The 21,641-nt window shown below is 56.3% G+C and carries 28 protein-coding genes and 1 tRNA gene; 26 read left to right on the forward strand and 3 right to left on the reverse strand.

Annotated elements, in window-relative coordinates:
- Positions 1 to 39: 39 nt before the first annotated feature.
- The 11 genes from QNH99_RS03580 (at position 40) to QNH99_RS03630 (ending at position 5,515) form a co-directional block, all read left to right on the forward strand.
- Entirely contained in the window at positions 40 to 894 is an 855-nt protein-coding gene (locus tag QNH99_RS03580) for a GPO family capsid scaffolding protein (protein WP_410517288.1), read from the forward strand.
- 16 nt (positions 895 to 910) lie between these two features.
- On the forward strand, positions 911 to 1,972 hold the full coding sequence (locus tag QNH99_RS03585) for a phage major capsid protein, P2 family (RefSeq protein ID WP_410517289.1): 1,062 nt from the start codon (positions 911 to 913) through the stop codon (positions 1,970 to 1,972).
- 3 nt (positions 1,973 to 1,975) lie between these two features.
- Positions 1,976 to 2,626 (forward strand): terminase endonuclease subunit, encoded by a 651-nt coding sequence (locus tag QNH99_RS03590; RefSeq protein ID WP_410517290.1) that lies wholly within the window; start codon positions 1,976 to 1,978, stop codon positions 2,624 to 2,626.
- A gap of 97 nt (positions 2,627 to 2,723) precedes the next feature.
- Positions 2,724 to 3,209 carry a head completion/stabilization protein gene (locus QNH99_RS03595; protein WP_410517291.1) on the forward strand — a complete coding sequence of 162 codons (486 nt, stop codon included), beginning with the start codon at positions 2,724 to 2,726 and terminating at the stop codon, positions 3,207 to 3,209.
- The gene (locus tag QNH99_RS03600) at positions 3,209 to 3,412 is read left to right on the forward strand and encodes a tail protein X (protein ID WP_013027024.1); all 204 of its coding nucleotides are present in this window, start codon (positions 3,209 to 3,211) and stop codon (positions 3,410 to 3,412) included. The genes QNH99_RS03595 and QNH99_RS03600 overlap by 1 nt, the downstream gene beginning before the upstream one ends.
- Positions 3,413 to 3,415: 3 nt before the next feature.
- Positions 3,416 to 3,628 (forward strand): HP1 family phage holin, encoded by a 213-nt coding sequence (locus QNH99_RS03605; RefSeq protein ID WP_410517292.1) that lies wholly within the window; start codon positions 3,416 to 3,418, stop codon positions 3,626 to 3,628.
- Positions 3,609 to 4,124, forward strand: a complete 516-nt coding sequence (locus tag QNH99_RS03610; protein WP_410517293.1) for a lysozyme — start codon at positions 3,609 to 3,611, stop codon at positions 4,122 to 4,124. The genes QNH99_RS03605 and QNH99_RS03610 overlap by 20 nt, the downstream gene beginning before the upstream one ends.
- Positions 4,121 to 4,552, forward strand: a complete 432-nt coding sequence (gene lysB / locus QNH99_RS03615) for an Rz-like lysis system protein LysB (protein WP_410517294.1) — start codon at positions 4,121 to 4,123, stop codon at positions 4,550 to 4,552. The genes QNH99_RS03610 and lysB overlap by 4 nt, the downstream gene beginning before the upstream one ends.
- Positions 4,440 to 4,685, forward strand: coding sequence for an Rz1-like lysis system protein LysC (gene lysC, locus QNH99_RS03620; RefSeq protein ID WP_410517295.1), 246 nt, complete (start codon positions 4,440 to 4,442; stop codon positions 4,683 to 4,685). The genes lysB and lysC overlap by 113 nt, the downstream gene beginning before the upstream one ends.
- Positions 4,648 to 5,079, forward strand: a complete 432-nt coding sequence (locus QNH99_RS03625; protein ID WP_410517296.1) for a phage tail protein — start codon at positions 4,648 to 4,650, stop codon at positions 5,077 to 5,079. Before lysC ends, QNH99_RS03625 begins: the two co-directional genes overlap by 38 nt.
- Positions 5,072 to 5,515, forward strand: coding sequence for a phage virion morphogenesis protein (locus QNH99_RS03630; RefSeq protein ID WP_410517297.1), 444 nt, complete (start codon positions 5,072 to 5,074; stop codon positions 5,513 to 5,515). The genes QNH99_RS03625 and QNH99_RS03630 overlap by 8 nt, the downstream gene beginning before the upstream one ends.
- Here QNH99_RS03630 and QNH99_RS03635 read toward each other — a convergent pair.
- On the reverse strand, positions 5,496 to 6,932 hold the full coding sequence (locus tag QNH99_RS03635) for a HEPN domain-containing protein (RefSeq protein ID WP_410517298.1): 1,437 nt from the start codon (positions 6,930 to 6,932) through the stop codon (positions 5,496 to 5,498). The two genes, QNH99_RS03630 and QNH99_RS03635, sit on opposite strands and share 20 nt — an antisense overlap.
- A 79-nt stretch (positions 6,933 to 7,011) precedes the next feature.
- On the opposite strand from QNH99_RS03635, the gene QNH99_RS03640 reads away from it, so the two are divergent.
- From QNH99_RS03640 to QNH99_RS03705, 14 genes are all read left to right on the forward strand, one after another.
- Entirely contained in the window at positions 7,012 to 7,590 is a 579-nt protein-coding gene (locus QNH99_RS03640; RefSeq protein WP_410517299.1) for a phage baseplate assembly protein V, read from the forward strand.
- Positions 7,590 to 7,943 (forward strand): GPW/gp25 family protein, encoded by a 354-nt coding sequence (locus tag QNH99_RS03645; protein WP_410517654.1) that lies wholly within the window; start codon positions 7,590 to 7,592, stop codon positions 7,941 to 7,943. The genes QNH99_RS03640 and QNH99_RS03645 overlap by 1 nt, the downstream gene beginning before the upstream one ends.
- On the forward strand, positions 7,930 to 8,847 hold the full coding sequence (locus QNH99_RS03650) for a baseplate assembly protein (protein WP_410517300.1): 918 nt from the start codon (positions 7,930 to 7,932) through the stop codon (positions 8,845 to 8,847). Before QNH99_RS03645 ends, QNH99_RS03650 begins: the two co-directional genes overlap by 14 nt.
- Positions 8,844 to 9,452 carry a phage tail protein I gene (locus tag QNH99_RS03655; RefSeq protein ID WP_410517301.1) on the forward strand — a complete coding sequence of 203 codons (609 nt, stop codon included), beginning with the start codon at positions 8,844 to 8,846 and terminating at the stop codon, positions 9,450 to 9,452. The genes QNH99_RS03650 and QNH99_RS03655 overlap by 4 nt, the downstream gene beginning before the upstream one ends.
- The gene (locus QNH99_RS03660) at positions 9,449 to 11,047 is read left to right on the forward strand and encodes a phage tail protein (protein ID WP_410517302.1); all 1,599 of its coding nucleotides are present in this window, start codon (positions 9,449 to 9,451) and stop codon (positions 11,045 to 11,047) included. The genes QNH99_RS03655 and QNH99_RS03660 overlap by 4 nt, the downstream gene beginning before the upstream one ends.
- A 9-nt stretch (positions 11,048 to 11,056) precedes the next feature.
- Positions 11,057 to 11,575 carry a tail fiber assembly protein gene (locus tag QNH99_RS03665; RefSeq protein WP_410517303.1) on the forward strand — a complete coding sequence of 173 codons (519 nt, stop codon included), beginning with the start codon at positions 11,057 to 11,059 and terminating at the stop codon, positions 11,573 to 11,575.
- 99 nt (positions 11,576 to 11,674) lie between these two features.
- Positions 11,675 to 12,847: a phage tail sheath protein gene (locus QNH99_RS03670; RefSeq protein WP_410517304.1), complete on the forward strand. Its 1,173-nt coding sequence runs from the start codon at positions 11,675 to 11,677 to the stop codon at positions 12,845 to 12,847.
- 12 nt (positions 12,848 to 12,859) lie between these two features.
- Positions 12,860 to 13,375 (forward strand): phage major tail tube protein, encoded by a 516-nt coding sequence (locus tag QNH99_RS03675; protein WP_024471058.1) that lies wholly within the window; start codon positions 12,860 to 12,862, stop codon positions 13,373 to 13,375.
- Between the two features lie 56 nt (positions 13,376 to 13,431).
- Positions 13,432 to 13,734: a phage tail assembly protein gene (locus QNH99_RS03680; RefSeq protein WP_145031933.1), complete on the forward strand. Its 303-nt coding sequence runs from the start codon at positions 13,432 to 13,434 to the stop codon at positions 13,732 to 13,734.
- Positions 13,735 to 13,748: 14 nt separating this feature from the next.
- Entirely contained in the window at positions 13,749 to 13,871 is a 123-nt protein-coding gene (locus tag QNH99_RS03685; protein ID WP_013027006.1) for a GpE family phage tail protein, read from the forward strand.
- Positions 13,864 to 16,659 carry a phage tail tape measure protein gene (locus tag QNH99_RS03690; protein ID WP_410517305.1) on the forward strand — a complete coding sequence of 932 codons (2,796 nt, stop codon included), beginning with the start codon at positions 13,864 to 13,866 and terminating at the stop codon, positions 16,657 to 16,659. Before QNH99_RS03685 ends, QNH99_RS03690 begins: the two co-directional genes overlap by 8 nt.
- Entirely contained in the window at positions 16,656 to 17,138 is a 483-nt protein-coding gene (locus QNH99_RS03695) for a phage tail protein (RefSeq protein WP_033739843.1), read from the forward strand. The genes QNH99_RS03690 and QNH99_RS03695 overlap by 4 nt, the downstream gene beginning before the upstream one ends.
- Entirely contained in the window at positions 17,138 to 18,238 is a 1,101-nt protein-coding gene (locus QNH99_RS03700) for a phage late control D family protein (protein WP_410517306.1), read from the forward strand. Before QNH99_RS03695 ends, QNH99_RS03700 begins: the two co-directional genes overlap by 1 nt.
- 60 nt (positions 18,239 to 18,298) lie before the next feature.
- Positions 18,299 to 18,517 (forward strand): ogr/Delta-like zinc finger family protein, encoded by a 219-nt coding sequence (locus tag QNH99_RS03705; protein WP_014605020.1) that lies wholly within the window; start codon positions 18,299 to 18,301, stop codon positions 18,515 to 18,517.
- Positions 18,518 to 18,684: 167 nt separating this feature from the next.
- Here QNH99_RS03705 and QNH99_RS03710 read toward each other — a convergent pair.
- Positions 18,685 to 18,760, reverse strand: a tRNA-Ile gene (locus tag QNH99_RS03710).
- A 308-nt stretch (positions 18,761 to 19,068) separates the two neighbouring features.
- Between QNH99_RS03710 and mug the strand changes: the two genes are divergently transcribed.
- The gene (gene mug / locus QNH99_RS03715) at positions 19,069 to 19,584 is read left to right on the forward strand and encodes a G/U mismatch-specific DNA glycosylase (protein WP_172897945.1); all 516 of its coding nucleotides are present in this window, start codon (positions 19,069 to 19,071) and stop codon (positions 19,582 to 19,584) included.
- A gap of 70 nt (positions 19,585 to 19,654) precedes the next feature.
- On the opposite strand, the gene rpoD is transcribed toward mug, so the two are convergent.
- Positions 19,655 to 21,499 carry an RNA polymerase sigma factor RpoD gene (rpoD, locus tag QNH99_RS03720; protein ID WP_063880979.1) on the reverse strand — a complete coding sequence of 615 codons (1,845 nt, stop codon included), beginning with the start codon at positions 21,497 to 21,499 and terminating at the stop codon, positions 19,655 to 19,657.
- Positions 21,500 to 21,641: the final 142 nt, after the last annotated feature.

A 21,641-nucleotide genomic window follows, 5' to 3' on the forward strand; every position in this document is an offset into this window, starting at 1 on the left:
ATAGGGACTCACAGAGTTTTTCAAACCGGAGTCTGGCACATGACAGTAGCTGCAAAGCGTTTCCGAATCGGGGTGGAAGGTGCCACTACCGACGGGCGCGAAATTTCCCGCGAATGGCTGGTACAGATGGCTGACGCCTACAACCCGTCGGTTTACACCGCCACGATTAATCTGGAGCACTTAAAGTCATACGCACCAGACAGCACCTTTAACCGCTACGGCACGGTGAGTGCACTGGTCGCGGAAGAAATCAAAGACGGCCCGCTGGCCGGGAAAATGGCCCTGTATGCCGACATCCTGCCGACGGGTTCACTTGTCGAGCTGGTTAAAAAAGGTCAGAAACTTTTTACCTCAATGGAGGTGAATACCAAGTTTGCCGACACCGGCAAGGCGTATCTGGTCGGCCTGGCCGCAACAGACGATCCGGCAAGCCTCGGCACCGAGATGCTGCAGTTCAGCGCCAGCGCTGCCAAAAACCCCCTGGCAAACCGCAAGCAGCACCCGGACAACCTCTTTACCGCCGCCGCTGAGACCGTGATCGAGCTGGAAGACGTGCCGGAGGCAAAGCCCGCTCTGTTTAAGCGCATTCAACAAATGTTCAGCAGGCAGCAGCAGACCGACGACGCGCGTTTCAGTGATGTTCATCAGGCCGTCGAGCTGATTGCCAGCGAACAGCAGAGCTACAGTGCAGCCAATGACAAGGCCGTCAGCGAGCAGGCAGAGCGAATTGTTGCTCTGGAATTGCAGCTGCAGGAAACACAGTCCGCGTTTGCCGAACAGCAGACCGAATTTAACGAACTGAAAGCGCAGCTGAGCCAGGAAGACGGCCGCAGAGACTTTCGCCAGCGCGCACCGGGCGGTACTGCACCCGCTGCCACCCTGACCAACTGCTAAAGGAGCAGCAAACCCCATGAAAACCACTACCCGTTTTGCTTACAACGCCTATTTATCCCAACTGGCGAACATCTACAGCGTGCCGGTTGCCGAGCTGTCCACCAAGTTTGCCGTAGAGCCGTCCGTGGCGCAGAAGCTGGAAGACACCATTCAGCAGTCAGCCGCATTCCTGACGCTGATCAACGTTATCGGTGTGCAGGAGCAGTCCGGCCAGCTGCTCGGCCTCGGCGTCGGTAGCTCTATTGCAGGCACGACAGATACCAGCACCAAAGAGCGCGAGCCAACCGATCCGAGTGCGATGACCGAAACCGAATACACGTGCGCGCAGACCAACTTTGATACGGCCATTACCTACGCGAAGCTGGACCTGTGGGCGAAATTTCAGGATTTCCAGGTGCGTATCCGTGACGCCATCGTGAAGCGCCAGGCGCTGGACCGCATCATGATCGGCTTTAACGGCATCAAGCGCGAAAAGACATCCGATCGCGTCAAAAATCCGATGCTGCAGGACGTTAACAAAGGCTGGCTGCAGAAGCTGCGCGAAGATGCGCCTGATAACGTCATGGGCAGCGAAACCAAAGACGGCGTAACCACGGCTAAAACGGTCAAGGTCGGCATTAAAGGCACCTATGCCAACCTTGACGCGCTGGTGATGGATGCCGTTAACGAGCTTATCGATCCCATCTTCCAGGACGATGACGAACTGGTGGTTATCTGTGGCCGCGAGCTGCTGGCCGACAAATATTTCCCGCTCGTCAACAACGGGCAGGACAACGTTAACAAGCTGGCCGCCGATCTGATTATCAGCCAGAAACGTATGGGCGGCCTGCAGGCGGTGCGCGCGCCTTACTTCCCCGCCAATGCGGTGATGATTACCCGCCTCGATAACCTGTCGATTTACTGGCAGGAGGAGACCCGCCGCCGCTCGGTCATCGACAATCCGAAGCGTGACCGTATCGAAAACTTCGAATCGGTCAACGAGGCGTATGTGATCGAAGACTACCGCTGTGCCGCGCTGGTTGAAAATATCGAAATGGGTGACTTCACGGCACCGGCAACCACCGGAACGGAGGCGTAATCCATGAGCCTGAGTCCCGCACGGCAGCACCGTTTGCGTGTTCAGGCTGAACAGGCCGCCCTTGAGGGCGGCAGTGTTCGCCACGCCAGCGGCTACGAGCTGATGCTGCTGCAACTGACCGAAGACCGACGACGCCTCAAGGGCGTTCAGTCCAATGCCAAAAAAGCGGAAATAAAAGCCGAAGTCCTGCCGAAATATGCCGCCTGGGTCGATGGCATCCTGAGCGCCGACAGCCCGAATCAGGATGACGTGGTGATGTATGTGATGCTGTGGCGCATTGATGCCGGTGATTATGCCGGTGCGCTGACCATTGGCCGCCATGCCCTTAAACACGGCTGGGTAATGCCGCAGGGATTCAGTCGTAACGTGCAGGCGCTGCTTGCCGAGGAAATGGCCGACGCCGCCAAAGCCGCCATTCTGGCAGAAACACCGTTTGATGCTGACCTGCTGCTGCAGACGCTGGACGCCGTGAACGGGCAGGACATGCCGGATCAGTCACGCGCGCGCCTGCATAAATCCACTGGCTGGGTACTCACCGAAAACGAGCCTGAGCTGGCGCTGAATCACCTTAAGCAGGCCCTGCAGCTGGATGAAAAGTGCGGGGTGAAAAAAGACATTGAGCAGCTGGAGCGGAAACTCCGCAAAGACAGCTGATAACCGAACGTGCCCACGCGCGGGGCGGCACGGGGTGGCGACAGGCAGCGCCGCATCAAAACCCCGTCCACCGCCCACCTATTCAGGAGCAGTAACAATGGATTTTGTATCATCCAAGCAGCCCAAGGTTGCATCAGTGCAGTGGCCCGTTGCGCCGGTGATTATCCCCAATAACTCATTCTGGCCGGACATGGATTTGCAAAAATTTCGTAGTGCGATGCGCGTTGACGGCACCGTGACGCCTGACCGGCTTAAACAGGTGGTGCTGACCGCCATTGCAGAAATTAACGCCGAGCTTTACCCGTGGCGTGAGCGGCAGGAAATGAAAGGCTATAACGCGCTGGCCGACGTACCCGCCGAGAAGCTGGCAGGGCAGAGCGTGCGCCTGCACCACTATGAAAGCGCCGTGTGGTGCTGGACGCGGGCGGTACTCAACGAGCGTTACAGCGACTTTGACGCCACCGCATCCGGCGTGAAGCGCGGCGAGGTGCTGGACGATGCCAGCGCCGAACTGTGGCGGGATGCGCGCTGGGCCATCAGCCGCGTGCAGGATCTGCCGCACTCCGTAATAGAGCTTATTTAATGAAAGTGCGTGCGCAGCAGTATGACACGGTGGACGCACTTTGCTGGCGTCACTACGGGCGCACGCAGGGGCTGTCCGAGCGTGTGTTACAGGCCAATCCGGGGCTGGCGGAATACGGCCCCACCTTACCCCACGGTTTAGAGGTCGAGCTGCCGGACGTTGCGCCCGCAGCCACGGCGCAGACCGTGCAGCTATGGGACTGAATCATGTGGGAAAGAATCAGCACGTTTATCACCTGGTCGATGGCCGTGTTTATGGCCTGGCTGGGCGACTTATCGGTTAAGGACGTTTCAACGTGGGCCGGGCTGATTATCGGCATCGGCATGGCGCTAATCAGCTGGTACTACAAGCACAAGACCTACCAGCTACTGGTAAGCGGGCGCATCACACGGGAGGATTATGAATCTGCAAACCGTTAAACGCTGCGCCGTCGGCGCGGTGCTGGCCATCGCCGCCACGCTGCCGGGCTTTCAGCAGCTGCATACCTCGGTTGAGGGGCTGAAACTGATTGCCGATTACGAGGGCTGCCGCCTTAAGCCATACCAGTGCGATGCGGGCGTGTGGACCGACGGGATCGGCAACACACAGGGCGTTGTGCCCGGCAAAAGCATTACCGAGCGGCAGGCCGCCGGGACGTTTATCACCAATGTGTTGCGCGTTGAGGCGGCACTGGCGCGCTGCGTGGCGGTCACCATGCCGCAGCAGGTCTATGACGCGCTGGTGTCGCTGGCGTTTAACGTCGGCACCGGCAACGTGTGCGCATCAACCATGGTGAAACTCATCAGGGTCAGCCGGTGGCGCGATGCCTGTCATCAGCTGCCGCGATGGGTGTACGTGAAAGGCGTATTTAATCAGGGGCTGGATAACCGGCGCGGGCGGGAACTAATTTGGTGCCTGAAAGGGGCGGCATCATGATGCGCGCCGTTGTGGTGACCTGCTTTGTCATGCTGCTGGTGACCGCCGGGCTGCTGTCGTGGCAGTTGCACAGCGCAAACAGGACTATCGGCACGCAGGTGGCAGAGCTGGCCGCAAAGGATAAAAAGCTGAGCCAAAAAAACAGCCAGCTGATGGCGGTCAACATCATGGCACAGAGCAGTAAACTTGCACAGACGCAGCTGTATGCGGCGGCTGAGAAAAACAACGCACTGCTGCGCCAGCGGCAGCGCCAGACTGAGGATCTGAAACGTGAAAATGACGCCCTACGCCGCTGGAGTGATGCCCCTCTGCCTGATGCTGTTATCCGGCTGCGCCAGCGACCGGCCATCACCGGAGGTGAATCTTACCGTCAGTGGCTGTCCCAAAATAACCCGCTGCCAACTGGGGCCTTCAGAGGCGCGCACTAACGGCGATTTACTGGCCCTGCTGGATGAGACAGAAACCGCCTGGGCGGTCTGCGCCGACAAGGTGGACACCATAGTAACCTGCCAGGATAAAGACGATGAACAAGCCGCAGTCCTTGCGCGAAGCCCTGAATAGCGCTGTTGCCTACCTGCAGGAGAACCCCGACAGGCTGCACCTGTTTGTTGACAGAGGTGCGCTGGTTGCCACTTCTGCCGCGTCCGTGTCGTGGGAATACCGCTACACGCTTAACGTCATCATTACGGACTTCACCGGCGATCAAAACCTGCTGATGGCGGCGGTAATGTACTGGCTGCGCACCAACCAGCCCGATGCGCTGCAGAATTCCAGTGAGCGCGACCAGCTGTGCACGTTTGAAGTGGACATTCTCGGCAACGGTGCGTGTGATATCAGCATTAATTTAAAGCTGACAGAGCGTGTTATTGCCGAGGAAGTCAGCGGCGTGACAGAGGTCAGAGCCGTGCCGGAACCGGACGAGCCAGAGGAAGCCTGGACGGTGAAACGTGGATAATCTGCACGAGGTTGACGCCTGGCTGGATGCGCTGCTGGCTAAGCTGGAACCGGCTGAGCGCAAAAAGATGCTGCGCGAGGTAGCGCGCGACGTCAGGCGGATTCAGCAGGCCAACATGACGGCACAGCGTGCGCCCGACGGCAGCGCATGGGAACCGCGCCGCATATCGGCCAGGACAAAGCCGGGGCGAATTAAGCGCAAAATGTTTGTGAAGCTGAAAACCGCAAAGTACCTGAAAACAAAAGCAACTGGCGACAGTGCAGAAGTGACTTTCGTGCCTGCCGTGCAGCGTCTGGCCCGCGTTCATCATTACGGCCTGCGTGACCGCGTGAGAAAAAAAGGTATAACCGTAAAATATGCTGAACGCCGTCTGTTAGGATTTACTTCAAAAGAAGTAAGTGACATCGGCTTTGAGGTTATGTCTTACTTCTTATAATGGCTGTCATATTTTTTAATGCTTCCTCGTATGTTTTCTTTTCAAAGTAAGAATTAAATTTAGACACTGCTGAAACAGAAGTATTTGATTTATCTAAATCCCAGTTTAATAGATTTAAAATTATTCTTTGTATATATATTCTTGCGTGCTCACATGCGGCTATGAGGTATTCAAAGGCTTCTTTGGGTAAAGTGTCGCCATGAATGATTTTGTTTCTTAAGGTTGATAGCCCAGTGGCTTCAATGGAATCGAATAGAGGCCATAAATCGCTTGTGACTAGACTGATTTCATTAAAAAATGCTGTGGTAACATTCTTTATGGATGGCCTGTTTAGCTCATCAATCTTTTCTTTTATGAGCATGCGCTTTGAGGGGTCTGGAATAATGCTGGAGTCTATTGACTTTTTAATTTTTCTTTTGATTTCTTTGAATTGCTCATCATTAAAAGTTAATTCCAGGCCATTTAATCTTCTAAATGAAAGTATCAAACATTCTAAAGCCTGAAAGTACGCAAGGAATGTCATTTCTAAAACCATGCCAGATGGAAGCAATAGTGTATTTATTGCATTTCTCAGGGCGTCATGATGGGAGGAATTTACGTAGGCTGTTATACTATGGTTCAAAAAATCGGATGCATGCTTTTTACGCACAAGTAAGCTGAAATCATTGGATTCAATATCTCTTACGGAAGATAAGTTACAACGATGGAAGTAAATGACTTCGTTATTTTTTGTACACCGCCAACCTCTACAAAAAACCCTTTCTCCGTGAATTAATGATACTAGTTCAATAAACCTGTCAACTTCAGGGATGATGTCTTTTTTTATTTTATCTAAAAAATTTCTTTTTTTGTTGATTCTTGTTCTGATTATTGTGTATGAATCGATGGTGAATTTTTTTCCGGAGCTATCATAGTCAAAGCCTAAATCAATATTTAGTTTTAAACCGGAGTTGAGTTTTATTATTGATGGTTTTGCTTTGTTCTGCTTAATGTCACCGTTTTTCATTACTCTTAGAAATGTATTAGGCTTGATGGCAGGGGCTTCGTTTATAAAAATATCCAGATCACAACGAGAGTTGGGAGTTGTTTCTGATTGAAGTTGTCTTGTTAATGCATTTTTTGGGTGGAGGGTAAATGTATATTTATCTCTCCCTTGTCGCCAAAATGTCTGCCATGTACCCACATAAGAATCAAATATCTCTACTTTCTTATATGTTTTGCCAGATGAAGAGGTGTATTTTACAGATGCCTGTATTTTGTCTTTGTCGAAAAGCTTAGTTATGCGATTATCTTTGGTTGTAAAACTGATTTTCTGCCAATTACTATCTTCGGCAAAAAAATCACATAGAACATCCTCTAGTATCTCTTCGTTCATTTCAAAAGTAACTAACTCCGACTCATAAGTAGTCTCACTCATTTTTTCCTAGCCTCTTGTGTGATCAACCAAACATTAACAGAGGCTTCTGATTAGGTCAGCAATGATTTAAAAATAATTAATGAACGAAAAACTGACCGAAATCATGCGCCTCATCACCAACCTGATCCGAACCGGCACAGTGTCCGACGTCGATCCGGTTAACTGGCTGTGCCGGGTGAAAACGGGCGACCTCGAAACCAACTGGATTAACTGGCTCACCCTGCGCGCCGGTAATACGCGCACATGGTGGCAACCCACCGTGGGTGAGCAGGTCATGCTGCTGAGCATGGGCGGCAACCTCGAAACCGCCTTTGCGCTGCCCGCGATCTATTCCGATGCATTCCCGCCGCCTGCGAATTCAGAGAATGGCAGCGCCACGCAGTACAGCGACGGCGGATTTTTTCAGTACGAACCGGCAACCGGCCAGCTGCTGATAAAGAACATTAAAAGCGTGCGCATCGAAGCGGCGGACGGCATTCAGCTGCTGACTGAGGCATTCGGCGTTGAGGCCAGTAAAACAACCTTCAACAGTGAAACGGCCATTAACGGCGCAGTCACACAGCGCGGCGGTGACATGAGTTCTAACGGCGTCGTGGTGCATACCCATAAACACGGCGGCGTGAAGTACGGCAATGACACATCAGGAGGCCCGGCGTGATGTATCTCGGCATGAACCGCGACACCGGCAAAGCGCTGACCGATATCGATCATATTCGCCAGAGCGTCAGCGACATTCTGATGACCCCGGAGGGCAGCCGCCTGGCGCGTCGTGAATACGGCTCCATGCTTTCCGCGCTCATCGATCAGCCGCAAAACGGCGTCACCCGTATGCAGGTTATGGCGGCAACCTACACTGCGCTGAGCCGCTGGGAGCCGCGCATCCGGCTGATTTCAGTGAATTACACAACGGCTTATGACGGTTCGATGGTCGTTGAGATAAGCGCACAGCGTGCCGACGGTTCGCCGCTGGCAATGACCATACCAACGGGGGTGAACCGTGGCAGTGATTGATTTATCGCAGCTTCCCGCGCCGGAAGTCATTGAGGTGCCGGACTTTGAAACGCTGCTGGCCGAACGTAAAGAGAACCTGATTGCGCTGTATCCGTCAGATCAGCAGGGTGCCATGCGCAGCGTGCTGGCGCTGGAATCCGATCCGCTGGTCAAGTGCCTGCAGGAAAACGTCTACCGCGAAATCCTGCTGCGACAGCGCATCAATGAGGCGGCGCAGGCGGTCATGGTGGCGTATGCGCTCGGCACCGATCTGGACCAGCTGGCAGCCAACAACAACGTTAAGCGCCTGACCATCACCCCGGCCAACCCCGACGCCGTACCACCCGTGGCGGCGGTGATGGAGTCAGACGACGATTTACGCCTGCGCGTGCCGGGGGCGTTTGAGGGGCTGAGCGTGGCCGGGCCGACGGCGGCGTATGAGTTTTACGCCAAAAGTGCCGACGGGCGCGTGTCTGACGTGTCGGCAACGAGTCCGGCACCGGCGGAGGTGCTGATCACGGTACTGAGCCGGGACAACAGCGGGGCGGCAACGGTGGATTTACTGAACGCAGTGAATGTCGCGTTAAACGCCGAAACCGTGCGCCCGGTGGCGGATCGTGTGACGGTGCAGGCGGCCGCGATATTTGATTATCAGGTAAAAGCCACGCTGCACCTGTTTGACGGCGTGGCCGCAGGCCCGTGCCTGGAGGCGGCGCAGGCGGCAATGGATGCCTACCTGACTGACCAGAAAAAGCTGGGCCGCAGCGTGCGGCGCGAGTCTTACGGGGCAGTGCTGCGCGTGGCGGGCGTGGACTGGGTGGAAATCACCGAACCGGCGCAGGACATCATTCTGAACCGCACGCAGGCAGGCAACTGCACGGCGGTGACCGTTACCGTTGCCAGCGATAACGGGGGCAAAGGATGAGCCAGAGCCTGTTACCGCCCGCCTCCTCGGCGCTTGAGCGCAGGCTTGCAGAGGCGTGCAGCGGCATCAGCGGGCTGAACGTCCCGCTGCGCGACCTGTGGAACCCCGCCGCCTGTCCGGTGTGGTTTCTGCCTTACCTTGCCTGGTCATTTTCGGTGGACCGCTGGGACGAGGCCTGGACAGAAACCGTTAAACGCCGCGTAGTGCTGGATGCGTTTTACATCCATCAGCATAAAGGCACCATCAGCGCCGTGCGCCGCGTGGTGGAGCCGTTCGGATTTCTTATCCGCGTGCTGGAGTGGTGGAAAACCGGTGAAGCGCCCGGCACGTTTCGCCTGGATATCGGCGTGCAGGATCAGGGTATCACCGAGGAAACTTATACAGAGCTTGAGCGCCTTATCAGCGACGCCAAACCCTGCAGCCGTCATCTGCTGGGCATGTCGATAAACCTGCAGGTCACGGGTGAAACCCGCATTGCGGCGGGCAGCTATGACGGCGACGCCATGACCGTCTACCCCTATATACCGGAAAATATTGTCGTCACCGGCCAGTTGTTCGGCGGTGCGGCTCTCCACGTTACTGACATGATGGAAATCAGACCATGAGCCAGAAATATTACGCCATAGTGACAGGCCTGGGCGCGGCGAAAATTGCCAACGCCGCCGCGCTCGGCACAAAACTGAACATCACGCAGATGGCCGTGGGCGACGGGGGCGGCACGCTGCCGACACCCAACGCCAGCCAGACAAAGCTGGTTGGCGAGAAGCGCCGCGCGGCCATCAACACGCTGAGCGTCGATCCGGCCAACGTCAGCCAGGTGATTGCCGAGCAGGTCATCCCCGAAACCGAAGGCGGTTTCTGGATCAGGGAAATGGGCCTGTTCGATGCAGACGGCACGTTGATTGCGGTCTGTAACACGCCGGAGACCTACAAGCCCGCGCTGCAGGAGGGGAGCGGGCGCACGCAGACCGTGCGCATGATCCTGATTGTGAACAGCACGGACGCCATTACGCTGAAAATCGACCCGTCTGTGGTGCTGGCGACCCGCCAGTATGTTGACGACAAAGCCATTGAGGTGAAGCAGTACGCCGACAGCCTGATGGCCGCGCATCTCAAGGCAGACGATCCGCATACGCAGTACGCACCGAAAGAAAGCCCGACGCTCACCGGCATCCCTAAAGCGCCCACGGCGGAAGCGGGGAACAGCAGCAGGCAGCTGGCGAACACGGAGTTTGTTGCAAAAGAGATCAGCACGCTGGGCATTAAGGACGGCAGCGGGCTGTTCGGTTTGGGCATTCATAATGAAAAATTGCCCGGCAAAATGGGCGCGCTTGACGTCACTCGTTTTGATTATTTCCCGCCTGGTGAAAAAATCGGCCCGCTTTCCGGCCAGTGGTGCGGCGGCATAACGCACGTCATGGGTGATGATATTGGCTGGCAGATTGCCGGTCAGGGGCTGGGCGGTGATGGCGGAAAGCCACGCGCATTTATCAGAATGGCGCTGGACGGTAAAAAACTCTCTGAGTGGGGTGAGCTGTATCACACGCTGAATAAACCGACGGCGCAGGATGTTGGCGCACTGCCAGCGGAAGGGAAAGCGGTCAGTGCAGACAGCGCAGACAGTGCCACAAAGCTGACGACGGCCCGCAAAATTGCGGGGGTGGCGTTTGACGGTTCAAAGGATATTGAACTGACAGCGGACAACGTGGGCGCGGTGTCAGCAGGCGGCGGCAACTTCGATAAAATTTTCCGTTTCCGGCAGGTCGAAACCATCGCCAAAGAATCAAACCCGGTGCAGTTAGTGTCTGCAGATACAGGTCAGTCGGCGGATACCTTCGTCGCCTGGTCAAGTTACACCTGGTACAGCGACTATGTGCGCACCGGCATTGTGCGGGCGGGCGACAACACCGTTAAAAGTTTTGCTGTTGAAATTAACGGCATTCGCTTTCTGGAGATTGGCCGGGACGGGACGTTTCTTAACGGCAACATGGCAAATGACCAGCGCCTGGGACAGCAGGAGTCCATGAGCGTGACCATCCCCGCATCAGGTCAGTCAACAGACAGCCTTGTTCCGCACGGCTGTTATGTCACGGGCGTGACTGCCACATCAACGGGAAGCTATGTCGGGATAACCCGCATCTTTTATCGCAGGCTCCAGAAGCGTGTCGGCGCAAACTGGATCGATGCATCTTATCTGTAAGGGCATACCATGAAAATTTATCGCAACTTCAAAAAAATCCCGCTGGACGTGCCGACATTTATTGATTACGCCTTCAGGACAGAAGACGGGCAGGACTGGTACGAAACCGTTCTGGCAGAACTTGATAACGGCCTGTTAAAGATTGCGTTTGAATCGGACAACATCATCAGAACGTGCGGTTACGATGCCACCGGTCTGTATCCTGAAAACCGATCTGTGACGTCTGTCGAAGCAAAAGATATTCCCGACGGGTTTGCCGCAAACGGCGAGTGGATGTTTGACGGTGAGAATATTGTGCCGCGAATTGTTCCTCATGCGGAGCACGTAGCCAAAGCGTCGGGATTTAAAACGTACTATATAGGTGTGGCGACTGACGCCATCAACCCACTACAGGATGCGGTTGATTTGGGTATCGCAACCGACGAAGAAAAGCGGCTGCTTCCTTTGTGGAAAAAGTACCGCGTAGACGTCAGCCGGGTGGACGTCAGCCAGGCGCCGGATGTGCCATGGCCTGTTGCTCCCGTCTGAGTTCTTTCCTTTGTGTCATTCTCTGCACAATGCTGCCGGGGTGCGCCCGCGCCCCATCCCCTCCACCATAGCGGAACCCCTTAACCGGAGATCCGTTACATGGCACAGGATTATCATCACGGCGTGCGCGTTATTGAAGTTAACGAAGGCACCCGAACCATTACCACCGTCAGCACGGCCATCATCGGGATGGTCTGCACCGGCGACGATGCCGACGCGGCAACGTTCCCGCTAAACCGTCCCGTTTTACTCACCGACGTCACAACCGCCATCGGCAAGGCCGGTAAAACCGGCACGCTTGCCGCCTCACTGGACGCCATCGCCGACCAGGCAAAACCGCTCGTCGTTGTTGTGCGCGTGGCGCAGGGTGAAACCGAGGCGGAAACCACATCCAACATCATCGGCGGCGTGACCGCAGACGGGATGCGCACCGGCATGAAAGCGCTACTGGCCGCGCAGAACGTCTGCGGCGTCAAACCGCGCATTCTCGGCGTACCGGGGCATGACACAAAGGCAGTGGCAACCGAGCTGCTGAGCGTCGCGCAGACCCTGCGCGCCTTCGCGTATATCTCGGCCTGGGGCTGCAAAACCGTGTCCGAGGTCATCGCCTACCGCGCTAATTTCAGCCAGCGCGAAGGAATGCTTATCTGGCCTGACTTCATCAGCTTTGACACCGTGCTGAACGCTGACGCGACGGCCTATGCCACCGCCCGCGCGCTCGGCCTGCGCGCCAAAATTGACGAAACAACCGGCTGGCACAAGTCCCTGTCCAACGTCGGCGTGAACGGCGTCACCGGCATTTCAAAAGATGTGTCGTGGGATTTGCAGGATCCGGCAACCGATGCGGGCCTGCTGAACCAGAACGACGTCACCACACTGATCCGCAAGGACGGTTTTCGTTTCTGGGGTTCGCGCTGCCTGAGTGATGACCCGCTCTTTCAGTTCGAAACCTATACCCGCACGGCGCAGGTGCTGGCCGACACGATGGCCGAGGCGCAGATGTGGGCCGTTGACGGGCCGCTGAATCCGTCGCTTGCCCGCGACATCATCGAAGGCATCAACGCGAAGCTGCGCAGCCTGGTGAATCAGGGCTATCTCATCGGCGCAAGCTGCTGGCTGGATGATTCGGTGAACACCAAAGAGACGCTCAAGGCCGGGCAGCTGTTTATCGACTACGACTACACGCCGGTGCCGCCGCTGGAAAACCTGATGCTGCGCCAGCGCATCACTGACCAGTACCTGGTCAACTTCGCCGCCAGCGTCAAAGCATAAGGAGCTGAACACATGGCCTTACCCCGTAAGTTAAAACACCTGAACCTGTTCAACGCAGGCAACAACTGGCAGGGGCTGGTTGAGTCCCTGACGCTGCCAAAGCTGACCCGTAAGTTTGAAAAGTACCGTGGCGGCGGCATGGCCGGTGCGGTCGATATTGATATGGGCCTGGACGATGGCGCGCTGGACACGGAATTTACCGTCGGCGGCACCGAGGCGCTGCTGTTTAAGCAGCTGGGCGCGGAAACCGTAGACGCGGTGCAGCTGCGCTTTACCGGCTCAATCCAGCGCGACGACACCGGCGAGGTGCAGGCGGTGGAGCTGGTCACGCGCGGGCGCTACAAGGAGCTGGATTCCGGCGAGTGGAAAACCGGCGACGCCAACACGACCAAGGTTTCCGCGACCAACAGCTACGCCAAGCTGACCATTAACGGCGAGGTGCTGTTTGAGGTGGATCTGGTCAACATGGTTCACATCGTGGACGGCAAAGACATGATGGAAGCGCACCGCAGCGCGCTGGGCCTGTAATCATGGCGGCAGGCGCTGGCCTGCTGCTTTTATCAATTTTTCAGTGGATTAAGAACATGAGCGACATCAAAAACGAAAAAACCGTCACCCTGGACACCCCAATCAAGCGCGGCAAAACCGAAATCACAGAGGTGGTACTGCGTAAGCCGCAGTCCGGCGCGCTGCGCGGCGTGCGCCTGCAGGCGTTAATGGAAATGGACGTCAACGCGGTGATGACCGTGCTGCCGCGCGTGTCAACGCCTGCGCTGACGGCGCAGGAAATCAACGAAATGGACCCCGCCGATCTGGTGTCGTTGTCGGTGGAGGTGGTGTCTTTTTTGTTAACGAGGTCGGCGCTTTCGACTATCCCGCAGAGCTGACCGTAGATGACCTGGTGGCAGACATCGCCACCGTGTTTCACTGGCCGCCGCCGGTCATGTTCGCGGAGTCGCTGGCGGACGTGCTGATGTGGCGGCACAAAGCGATCCTGCGTAACGGAGCCGGTGACGATGAGTGACAGAGACCTGCGCCTGCAGGTGGTACTTAAGGCGGTGGACAAAATCACCCGCCCTTTCCGCAGTGCGCGCGACGGCTCCAGGGAGCTGTCCGCCGCCCTCAAAGCCAGCAAAGACAGCCTGAAAAGCCTGAACGATCAGGCCGGGCGCATTGACGGCTTTCGCAAAACGCGCCAGCAGCTGGCCATCACTGAAAAAAATCTTGCCTCTGCCCGGCAGGAGGCCGCCGCACTGGCGACGCAGTTTTCCGCCACCAACCGCCCCACGGCGCAGCAGTCCCGCTTGCTTGAGCAGGCAAAAAACCGTGTTAATGACCTGCAGCAGAGCTACAACGGCCTGCTGCGCTCGGTACAGCAGCAGCGCGGCGCGCTGACCGCCGCCGGTATTGATACAAAGCAACTGAGCGCGGCACAGCGCCGCCTGAAAACCGACGCCAGCGCCGCAACGGAGGCGATTGAGCAGCAGCAGCGTGAGCTGAAAAGGCTGGGAGAGCGCCAGGCTAAATTGCGCGCCGTGCGTGAGCGCTACGGTAAAACGCTGGAGGCCCGCGATAAGGTGGCCGGGGCCGGGGCGACAGCCACGGCGGCGGGCATGGCAATGGGCGTGCCGTTTGCAGCAGCAATTAAAGCCTCGGCGGATATGGAAGACGCCATGAAGGGCGTGGCTAAGCAGGTCAACGGCCTGCGCGATGACAAGGGCAACCGCACCGCGCAGTTTTACGACATGCAGGCCGCCATCAAGGCCGCCAGTGAGCAACTGCCGATGGAGCACGGCGCGGTTGACTATGCCGCGCTGGTTGAGGGCGGCGCGCGCATGGGTGTTACCAACCAGAATGATTCTTACGCCGACCAGAAGCGCGATTTACTGGCCTTTGCCACTACGGCGGCCAAAGCGTCCACGGCGTTTGAGCTGCCCGCCGACCAGCTGGCCGAGGGGCTGGGTAAAATCAGCCAGCTGTATAAGATACCGACCCGCAACATTGAGCAGCTGGGCGATGCGCTGAACTATTTAGACGATAACGCCATGTCGAAAGGGGCGGACATTATCGACGTGCTGCAGCGCATGGGCGGCAACGCCGACCGGCTGGACTTTCGCAAGGCGGCGGCGCTGGGTTCAACCTTCCTTTCACTCGGTGCCACCTCTGAGATTGCGGCGAGTTCGGCCAACGCGATGGTGCGCGAGCTGTCGATTGCTACCATGCAGGGCAAGCGCTTTCAGGAAGGCATGACGCTGCTTAAGCTGGACCCCAAAAAGATTGAAAAGCAGATGACCACGGACGCGATGGGGACCATCATCAGCGTGCTGGAAAAGGTCAAAAAGTTGCCGGAAAACAAACGCCTGTCTGCGCTGACGATGATATTCGGCAAGGAGTTCGGCAAGGATGCGGCGAAACTTGCCAATAACCTGCCGGAGCTGCGCCGGCAGCTGGCCCTGACGCAGGGCGATGCCGCCAAAGGCTCGATGCAGAAAGAGTCTGACATCAACAAAGATTCCCTTTCCGCGCAGTGGCTGTTGTCCAAAACCGGTCTCAATAACGCCATGAGCGGGTTAGGAGATACGCTGCGCCAGCCGCTGATGGACATCATGGGGGCGATTAAAAAGGTCACCGGCATGGCGGCGCAGTGGATAGAGAAAAACAAGGCGCTGGCTGGCGCGCTGGTGAAAGTCGGCGCGGCGGTGTCTGCCATCGTTATCGGTCTGGGGACGCTGGCTATCGGCTTTGCGGCCATTGTCGGGCCGATGGCGGTTATCAGGCTGAGCATGGCGACGCTGGGCTTTAAGGGCGCGGGCGCATTAGGAATGATAGGCAAGGCGTTGCGCATCGTCGGCAGCAGTGTTATCTGGCTGGGCCGCCTGATGTTTGCCAACCCGATACTGGCCGTTATTGGCCTTATCGCTATGGGGGCAATTTACATCTGGCGTAACTGGGACACCCTCGGCCCAATGTTTAAAGCGACATGGCAGCGGGTGACAGATAACACCTCGGCAGCGTGGGAGGCCATCAAAGGCAAAATAGCCGATGCTTGGACTTGGGTTAAATCCCTGTTCACGGATGGCGCGCTGCAGGAAGTCATCAGCAGAGGCTGGGACGCGATACGCGACGGCATCGCCGGGGCATGGCAAAGCATCAAGGTAGCCGTGTCGCAGAAGTGGGATGAGCTGGTTAACTCGGCCAGCACGCTGCCGGAGCGGTTTAAAGAAGCGGGCAGCAACATGATCAGCGCGCTGCTTGAGGGCATCACGGCCAAATGGGACGCGCTTAAGGCCAGACTGTCATCCATGACGGATTTGCTGCCGGGATTCATGAAGCCCTCAGCGGATAAGGGTGGCGCGACACCGGTCAACCCGTTAAGCCCGACATCCCCGACGGGCTTTGCCGGACTCTTTGACAATGGCGGCTACATTCCCGCCGGTCAGTATGGCATCGCAGGCGAGAACGGGCCGGAGCTGGTCAACGGTCCGGCGCGCATTACCAGCCGTCGCCGCACTGCCGCACTGGCCGCCTCGGCGTCGCTGGCACTGGGTATGGCCGCCGCACCTGCCGCCGCGCGCCCGCTGCACCCGATGAGCCTGCCCGCGCAGGCATACCAGAGTAAAGCGCAGCGCGCACAGGCCGCGCCGCAGGTTGCCGCGCCGCAAATCAACGCATCATTCACCATCGTGCAGCAGCCGGGAGAGAGCCAGGAAGATCTGGTTGATAAGGTGATGCGCAGGCTCAAAGCTGAGCAGCGTCAGGCAGAGGCACGCGCGCGCAGTTCTTATCGTGACCAGGGGGGATTTGACGAATGATGATGACGCTGGGGCTGTTCGTTTTCATGCTGGAAACGGTGCCTTATCAGGAGCTGCAGTTACAACGCAGCTGGCGATTTCCGTCCAACAACCGCGTGGGCTTTCGCCCGTCGCTGCAGTTTGCCGGGCCGGACACCGACACGCTGACGCTTTCCGGCGTGCTGCTGCCGGAGCTGACCGGCGGCAGGCTGTCGCTGTATGCGCTGGAGCAAATCGCGGAGCTGGGGCGCGCGTGGCCGCTGATTGAGGGCAGCGGCACCATTTACGGCATGTACGTGATTGAGAGCCTGAGCCAGACCAAAGCCGAGTTTTTCAGTAACGGCGCGTGCAGGCGTATTGAGTTCACGCTTACGCTTAAGCGTGCCGATGAGTCGCTGGGCGAGATGTTCGGCAGCCTGAGCGGCCAGCTTGACGCCATGAAAAGCGCGGCGGCAGGCGTGGCCGGTAAAGTCACGGCTGCAGCGGGAGGGCTTTTCTGATGATGCAGGCAGAAAGCTGGGTAAAAGGGGCAGCCAGCGCCCCGGCGTTTCGCCTCACGATGGCAGGCGAGGACGTCACGCAGACCATACAAAAGCGGCTCATCAGCCTGACGCTGACCGATAACCGGGGCTTTGAGGCTGACCAGCTGGATATTGAACTGGACGACGCAGACGGCCTGCTGCAGCTGCCGCGCCGGGGCGTAGTGTTAAAACTGGCGCTGGGCTGGGAGGGGGAGCCGCTTATCATCAAGGGCAGTTATACGGTTGATGAGATTGAGCACAGCGGCACGCCCGACAGGCTGACGCTTCGCGCCCGCAGCGCCGACTTTCGTCAGACCCTGAACACCAGGCGCGAAAAATCGTGGCACAAAACCACGGCAGGCGAAATTGCGAAAGCCATTGCGGAAAGGCACAAGCTGGATTTAGCGCTGAGCGCAGACGTTGAGAAAATGGCAATCGACCACATCGACCAGACCAACGAATCCGACGCCAGTTTTCTGATGCGCGTGGCCCGCCAGTGCGGTGCGCTGGCCTGCGTCAAGGACGGCAAGCTACTGTTTATCCGTCAGGGGCAGGGCAAAAACGCCAGCGGCAAGGCGCTGCCGGTCATCACCATTCAGCGCCGTGACGGCGACAGTCATCGTTTTACCCTGGCTGACCGCGACGCCTATACCGGCGTGATTGCCAGCTGGCTGCACACGCGTGAGCCAGCGAAAAAGCCGGAAACAAAGGTAAAGCGGCGCCGCAAAACCACGGCGAAGAAAAAAGAGCCGGAAGCGAAACAGGGTGATTATCTCGTCGGCACCGACGAAAACGTACTGGTGCTGAGCCGCACCTATGCCAACCGGTCAAACGCAGAGCGGGCAGCAAAAATGCAGTGGGAACGGCTGCAGCGCGGTGTTGCGACCTTCTCGATCCAGCTGGCGCGAGGGCGCGCAGAGCTTTACACCGAAATGCCGGTAAAGGTAACAGGGTTTAAAAAGCAGATTGATGATGGCGAATGGATCATTACCACGCTGACGCACAGCCTGAGCGCTGACAGCGGCTACACGACCAGCATAGAGCTGGAAGTGAAAATTGATTCATTGCAAATGGAATGAGGCGTATCTCAAAACAAATGTTTGTGTATAATTGATTAAAAATGCGATGGGGCCTAAGCGATGATGAATTGTCCTATGTGTGGTAATGCCGCACACACGAGAAGTAGCTTTCAGGTATCTAAGAATACTAAAGAGCGTTATAACCAGTGCCAGAACATTAACTGCAGTTGTACCTTTAAATCACATGAAACTGTAACTGACATAATCATGACACCAGGAAAAGTGGCTAGCGTTCCGCCCCACCCTGATCGAGGTTCTCAGCAAGTCTTATGGATGTAATAAAAGCCCGCTTAGCGGGTTTTTTTTTGCCCCTCGCAAGAGAAAAGTTGATGGACATTGATATATGCAAAAAAAGTCTGCTGCCATTTTGCTGCCATCAAGACTATAGCCAACAAAAAAGCCACCCTTTTAAGGTGGCTTAACTGCATGATTTTCATCACTAAATCTGGTGGCCCCTGCTGGGTTTGAACCAGCGACCAAGCGATTATGAGTCGCCTGCTCTAACCACTGAGCTAAGGGGCCAATGGAGCGGGGATTATAAAGTATCTGTCCAGGGCAATCCAGCGTTGATCGGCTGGTTGCTGAAATAAGCAGCAATGTTTTACTTGCTGATAACTATGATAAAACAGACAAAAACCTCTGGCTGACAGGCGGCGGCATAACCGGCACTGTTATCCTTAATTGTCTTTCCCTGCTTAACAGTGAAAAAAGCCAACCCAAACCACGACGCTGCCCGCCAAATGCGCTTTAATCAGTGACAAGACGATGACAAACAAGGACCCTTTGCGTGAGCGACAGTGGGGCGCGCAGGCGCAAAGCCAGGAGGCAACATGAGCGAACACAATATTAGCGATATCATCGCATCAGATCTGAACGTGCTGTTTTGCGGCATCAATCCCGGTCAGTCGACGGCGCACACTGGCTATCACTTTGCCCATCCCGGCAACCGCTTCTGGAAGGTGATTCATCTGGCAGGGTTTACCGAGCAGCAGCTGAAGCCGGAAGAGGAGCAGCGCTTACTGGAAACGGGCTGCGGCATCACGATGCTGGTCGAGCGTCCAACCATCCAGGCGAATGAACTGGCCAGTGATGAGCTGCGTGATGGTGGTCAGCGGCTGATGGATAAGGTGCTGCGTTATCAGCCTGCTGCGTTGGCTATCCTGGGCAAAGATGCCTTTAAACGCGCGTTTCGTCAGAGCAAGGTGGAATGGGGCGAGCAGCCGATCTACATGGGGAAAACCCAGGTTTGGGTGTTGCCGAATCCGAGTGGGTTAAATCGTGCATCGCTGGAAGCGATCGTGGCGATGTATCGTCAGATGTACGATGCGCTGAAGACACGAGGCTGAAGCTAACGCGTGAAAAGTGGGGCAGGGCGGCAGAAATAAAAAACCCCGGCGAACCGGGGTTTTAACTGACTTAATCGTCGAGGAAGCTGCGCAGCACTTCCGAGCGGCTCGGATGGCGCAGTTTACGCAGGGCTTTCGCTTCAATCTGACGGATACGCTCACGGGTAACGTCAAACTGTTTGCCCACTTCTTCTAACGTGTGGTCGGTGTTCATATCGATGCCGAAACGCATGCGCAGCACTTTGGCTTCACGCGCGGTCAGGCCAGCCAGCACGTCGTGGGTGGCAGAACGCAGGCTCTCAGAGGTGGCAGAGTCCAGCGGCAGCTCCAGCGTGGTGTCTTCGATAAAATCACCCAGATGTGAATCTTCATCATCACCAATCGGCGTCTCCATAGAGATAGGCTCTTTGGCAATCTTCAGCACCTTGCGGATCTTATCTTCTGGCATCAGCATGCGCTCAGCCAGTTCTTCTGGCGTTGGCTCACGGCCCATCTCTTGCAGCATCTGGCGCGAGATACGGTTGAGTTTGTTGATGGTCTCAATCATATGCACCGGAATACGGATGGTACGCGCCTGGTCAGCGATAGAACGGGTGATAGCCTGACGAATCCACCATGTGGCATAAGTTGAGAACTTATAGCCGCGACGGTATTCAAACTTATCAACCGCTTTCATCAGGCCGATGTTACCTTCCTGAATCAGATCGAGGAACTGCAAACCACGGTTGGTGTATTTCTTCGCGATGGAAATCACCAGACGCAGGTTAGCTTCGACCATCTCTTTCTTGGCACGACGCGCTTTCGCTTCACCAATCGACATACGACGGTTGATGTCTTTAACCTGCTCGATGGTCAGGCCGGTTTCTTCTTCAATCTGCGCCAGTTTCTGCAGAGAGCGCATCACATCATCCTGCACGTCCAGCAGTTTTTCAGACCAGGGCTTGTTCATCGCCAGTGCGGCTTTGAACCAGCTCTCATTGGTCTCGTTACCGGTGAACAGCGTAATGAAGTTTTTCTTAGGCATTTTGCACACTTCAATACACAGCTTCATGATCAAACGTTCCTGAGTACGGACGCGTTCCATCATTTCACGCATGTTGTTCACCAGGTAGTCGAACTGCTTCGGTACCAGGCGGAACTGCTTAAAGACGTCAGACAGGTTCTGGATCTCGGCAACAGAGGCAGCGTGGCTGCGTCCTTTGCTTTTGATCACATCACGGGTGGTTTCGTACTGGGTGCGCAGGTCAGAGAACTTCTCGCGTGCCAGTTCGGGATCGATAGAGTTATCGTCATCCGAGCTGTCATCATCGCTCTCTTCATCTTCTTCATCGTCGTTATTACGATCGGCTTCAGACAGCTCAGAACCGACGTGCGTTGCGGTCGGTGCCAGGTCTTCTTCTGCGTTAGGATCAACAAAGCCAGTGATTAAATCTGACAGGCGCGACTCACCTGCTTCAACGCGATCGTACTGATCCAGCAGGTAGGTAATGGCTTCCGGATATTCAGCGACGGAGCACTGAACCTGGTTGATACCGTCTTCAATACGCTTGGCAATGTCGATTTCGCCTTCGCGGGTCAGCAGTTCAACGGTACCCATTTCACGCATATACATGCGAACCGGGTCAGTGGTGCGGCCAATTTCAGATTCAACGCTGGATAATACCTGAGCGGCAGCTTCCGCGGCATCTTCGTCAGTATCGGAGCTGTTTTCATTCAGCATCAGATCGTCGGCGTCCGGGGCTTCTTCAACCACCTGGATGCCCATGTCGTTAATCATCTGGATGATGTCTTCGATCTGATCGGAGTCGACGATATCTTCCGGCAGATGGTCATTGACCTCAGCATAGGTCAGATAGCCTTGCTCCTTACCACGGGTGACAAGAAGCTTGAGCTGTGACTGCGGGTTTTGCTCCATAAGACGGTATCCACACTTCTGTTAATTAGATTGGTGTCGGTCGGCAGCGTGCCAACAATAGCAGTGAAGGCCTTTATTCTTGCCGCTGCCTTCGTCGCGGCCTGGGCTTTGCCCATTAGTAATCGGCACTTAAGCCGCAAAT

The sequence above is a fragment of the Pantoea allii genome (genome assembly GCF_046529425.1).
In the GTDB taxonomy this organism is placed as follows: domain Bacteria; phylum Pseudomonadota; class Gammaproteobacteria; order Enterobacterales; family Enterobacteriaceae; genus Pantoea; species Pantoea allii.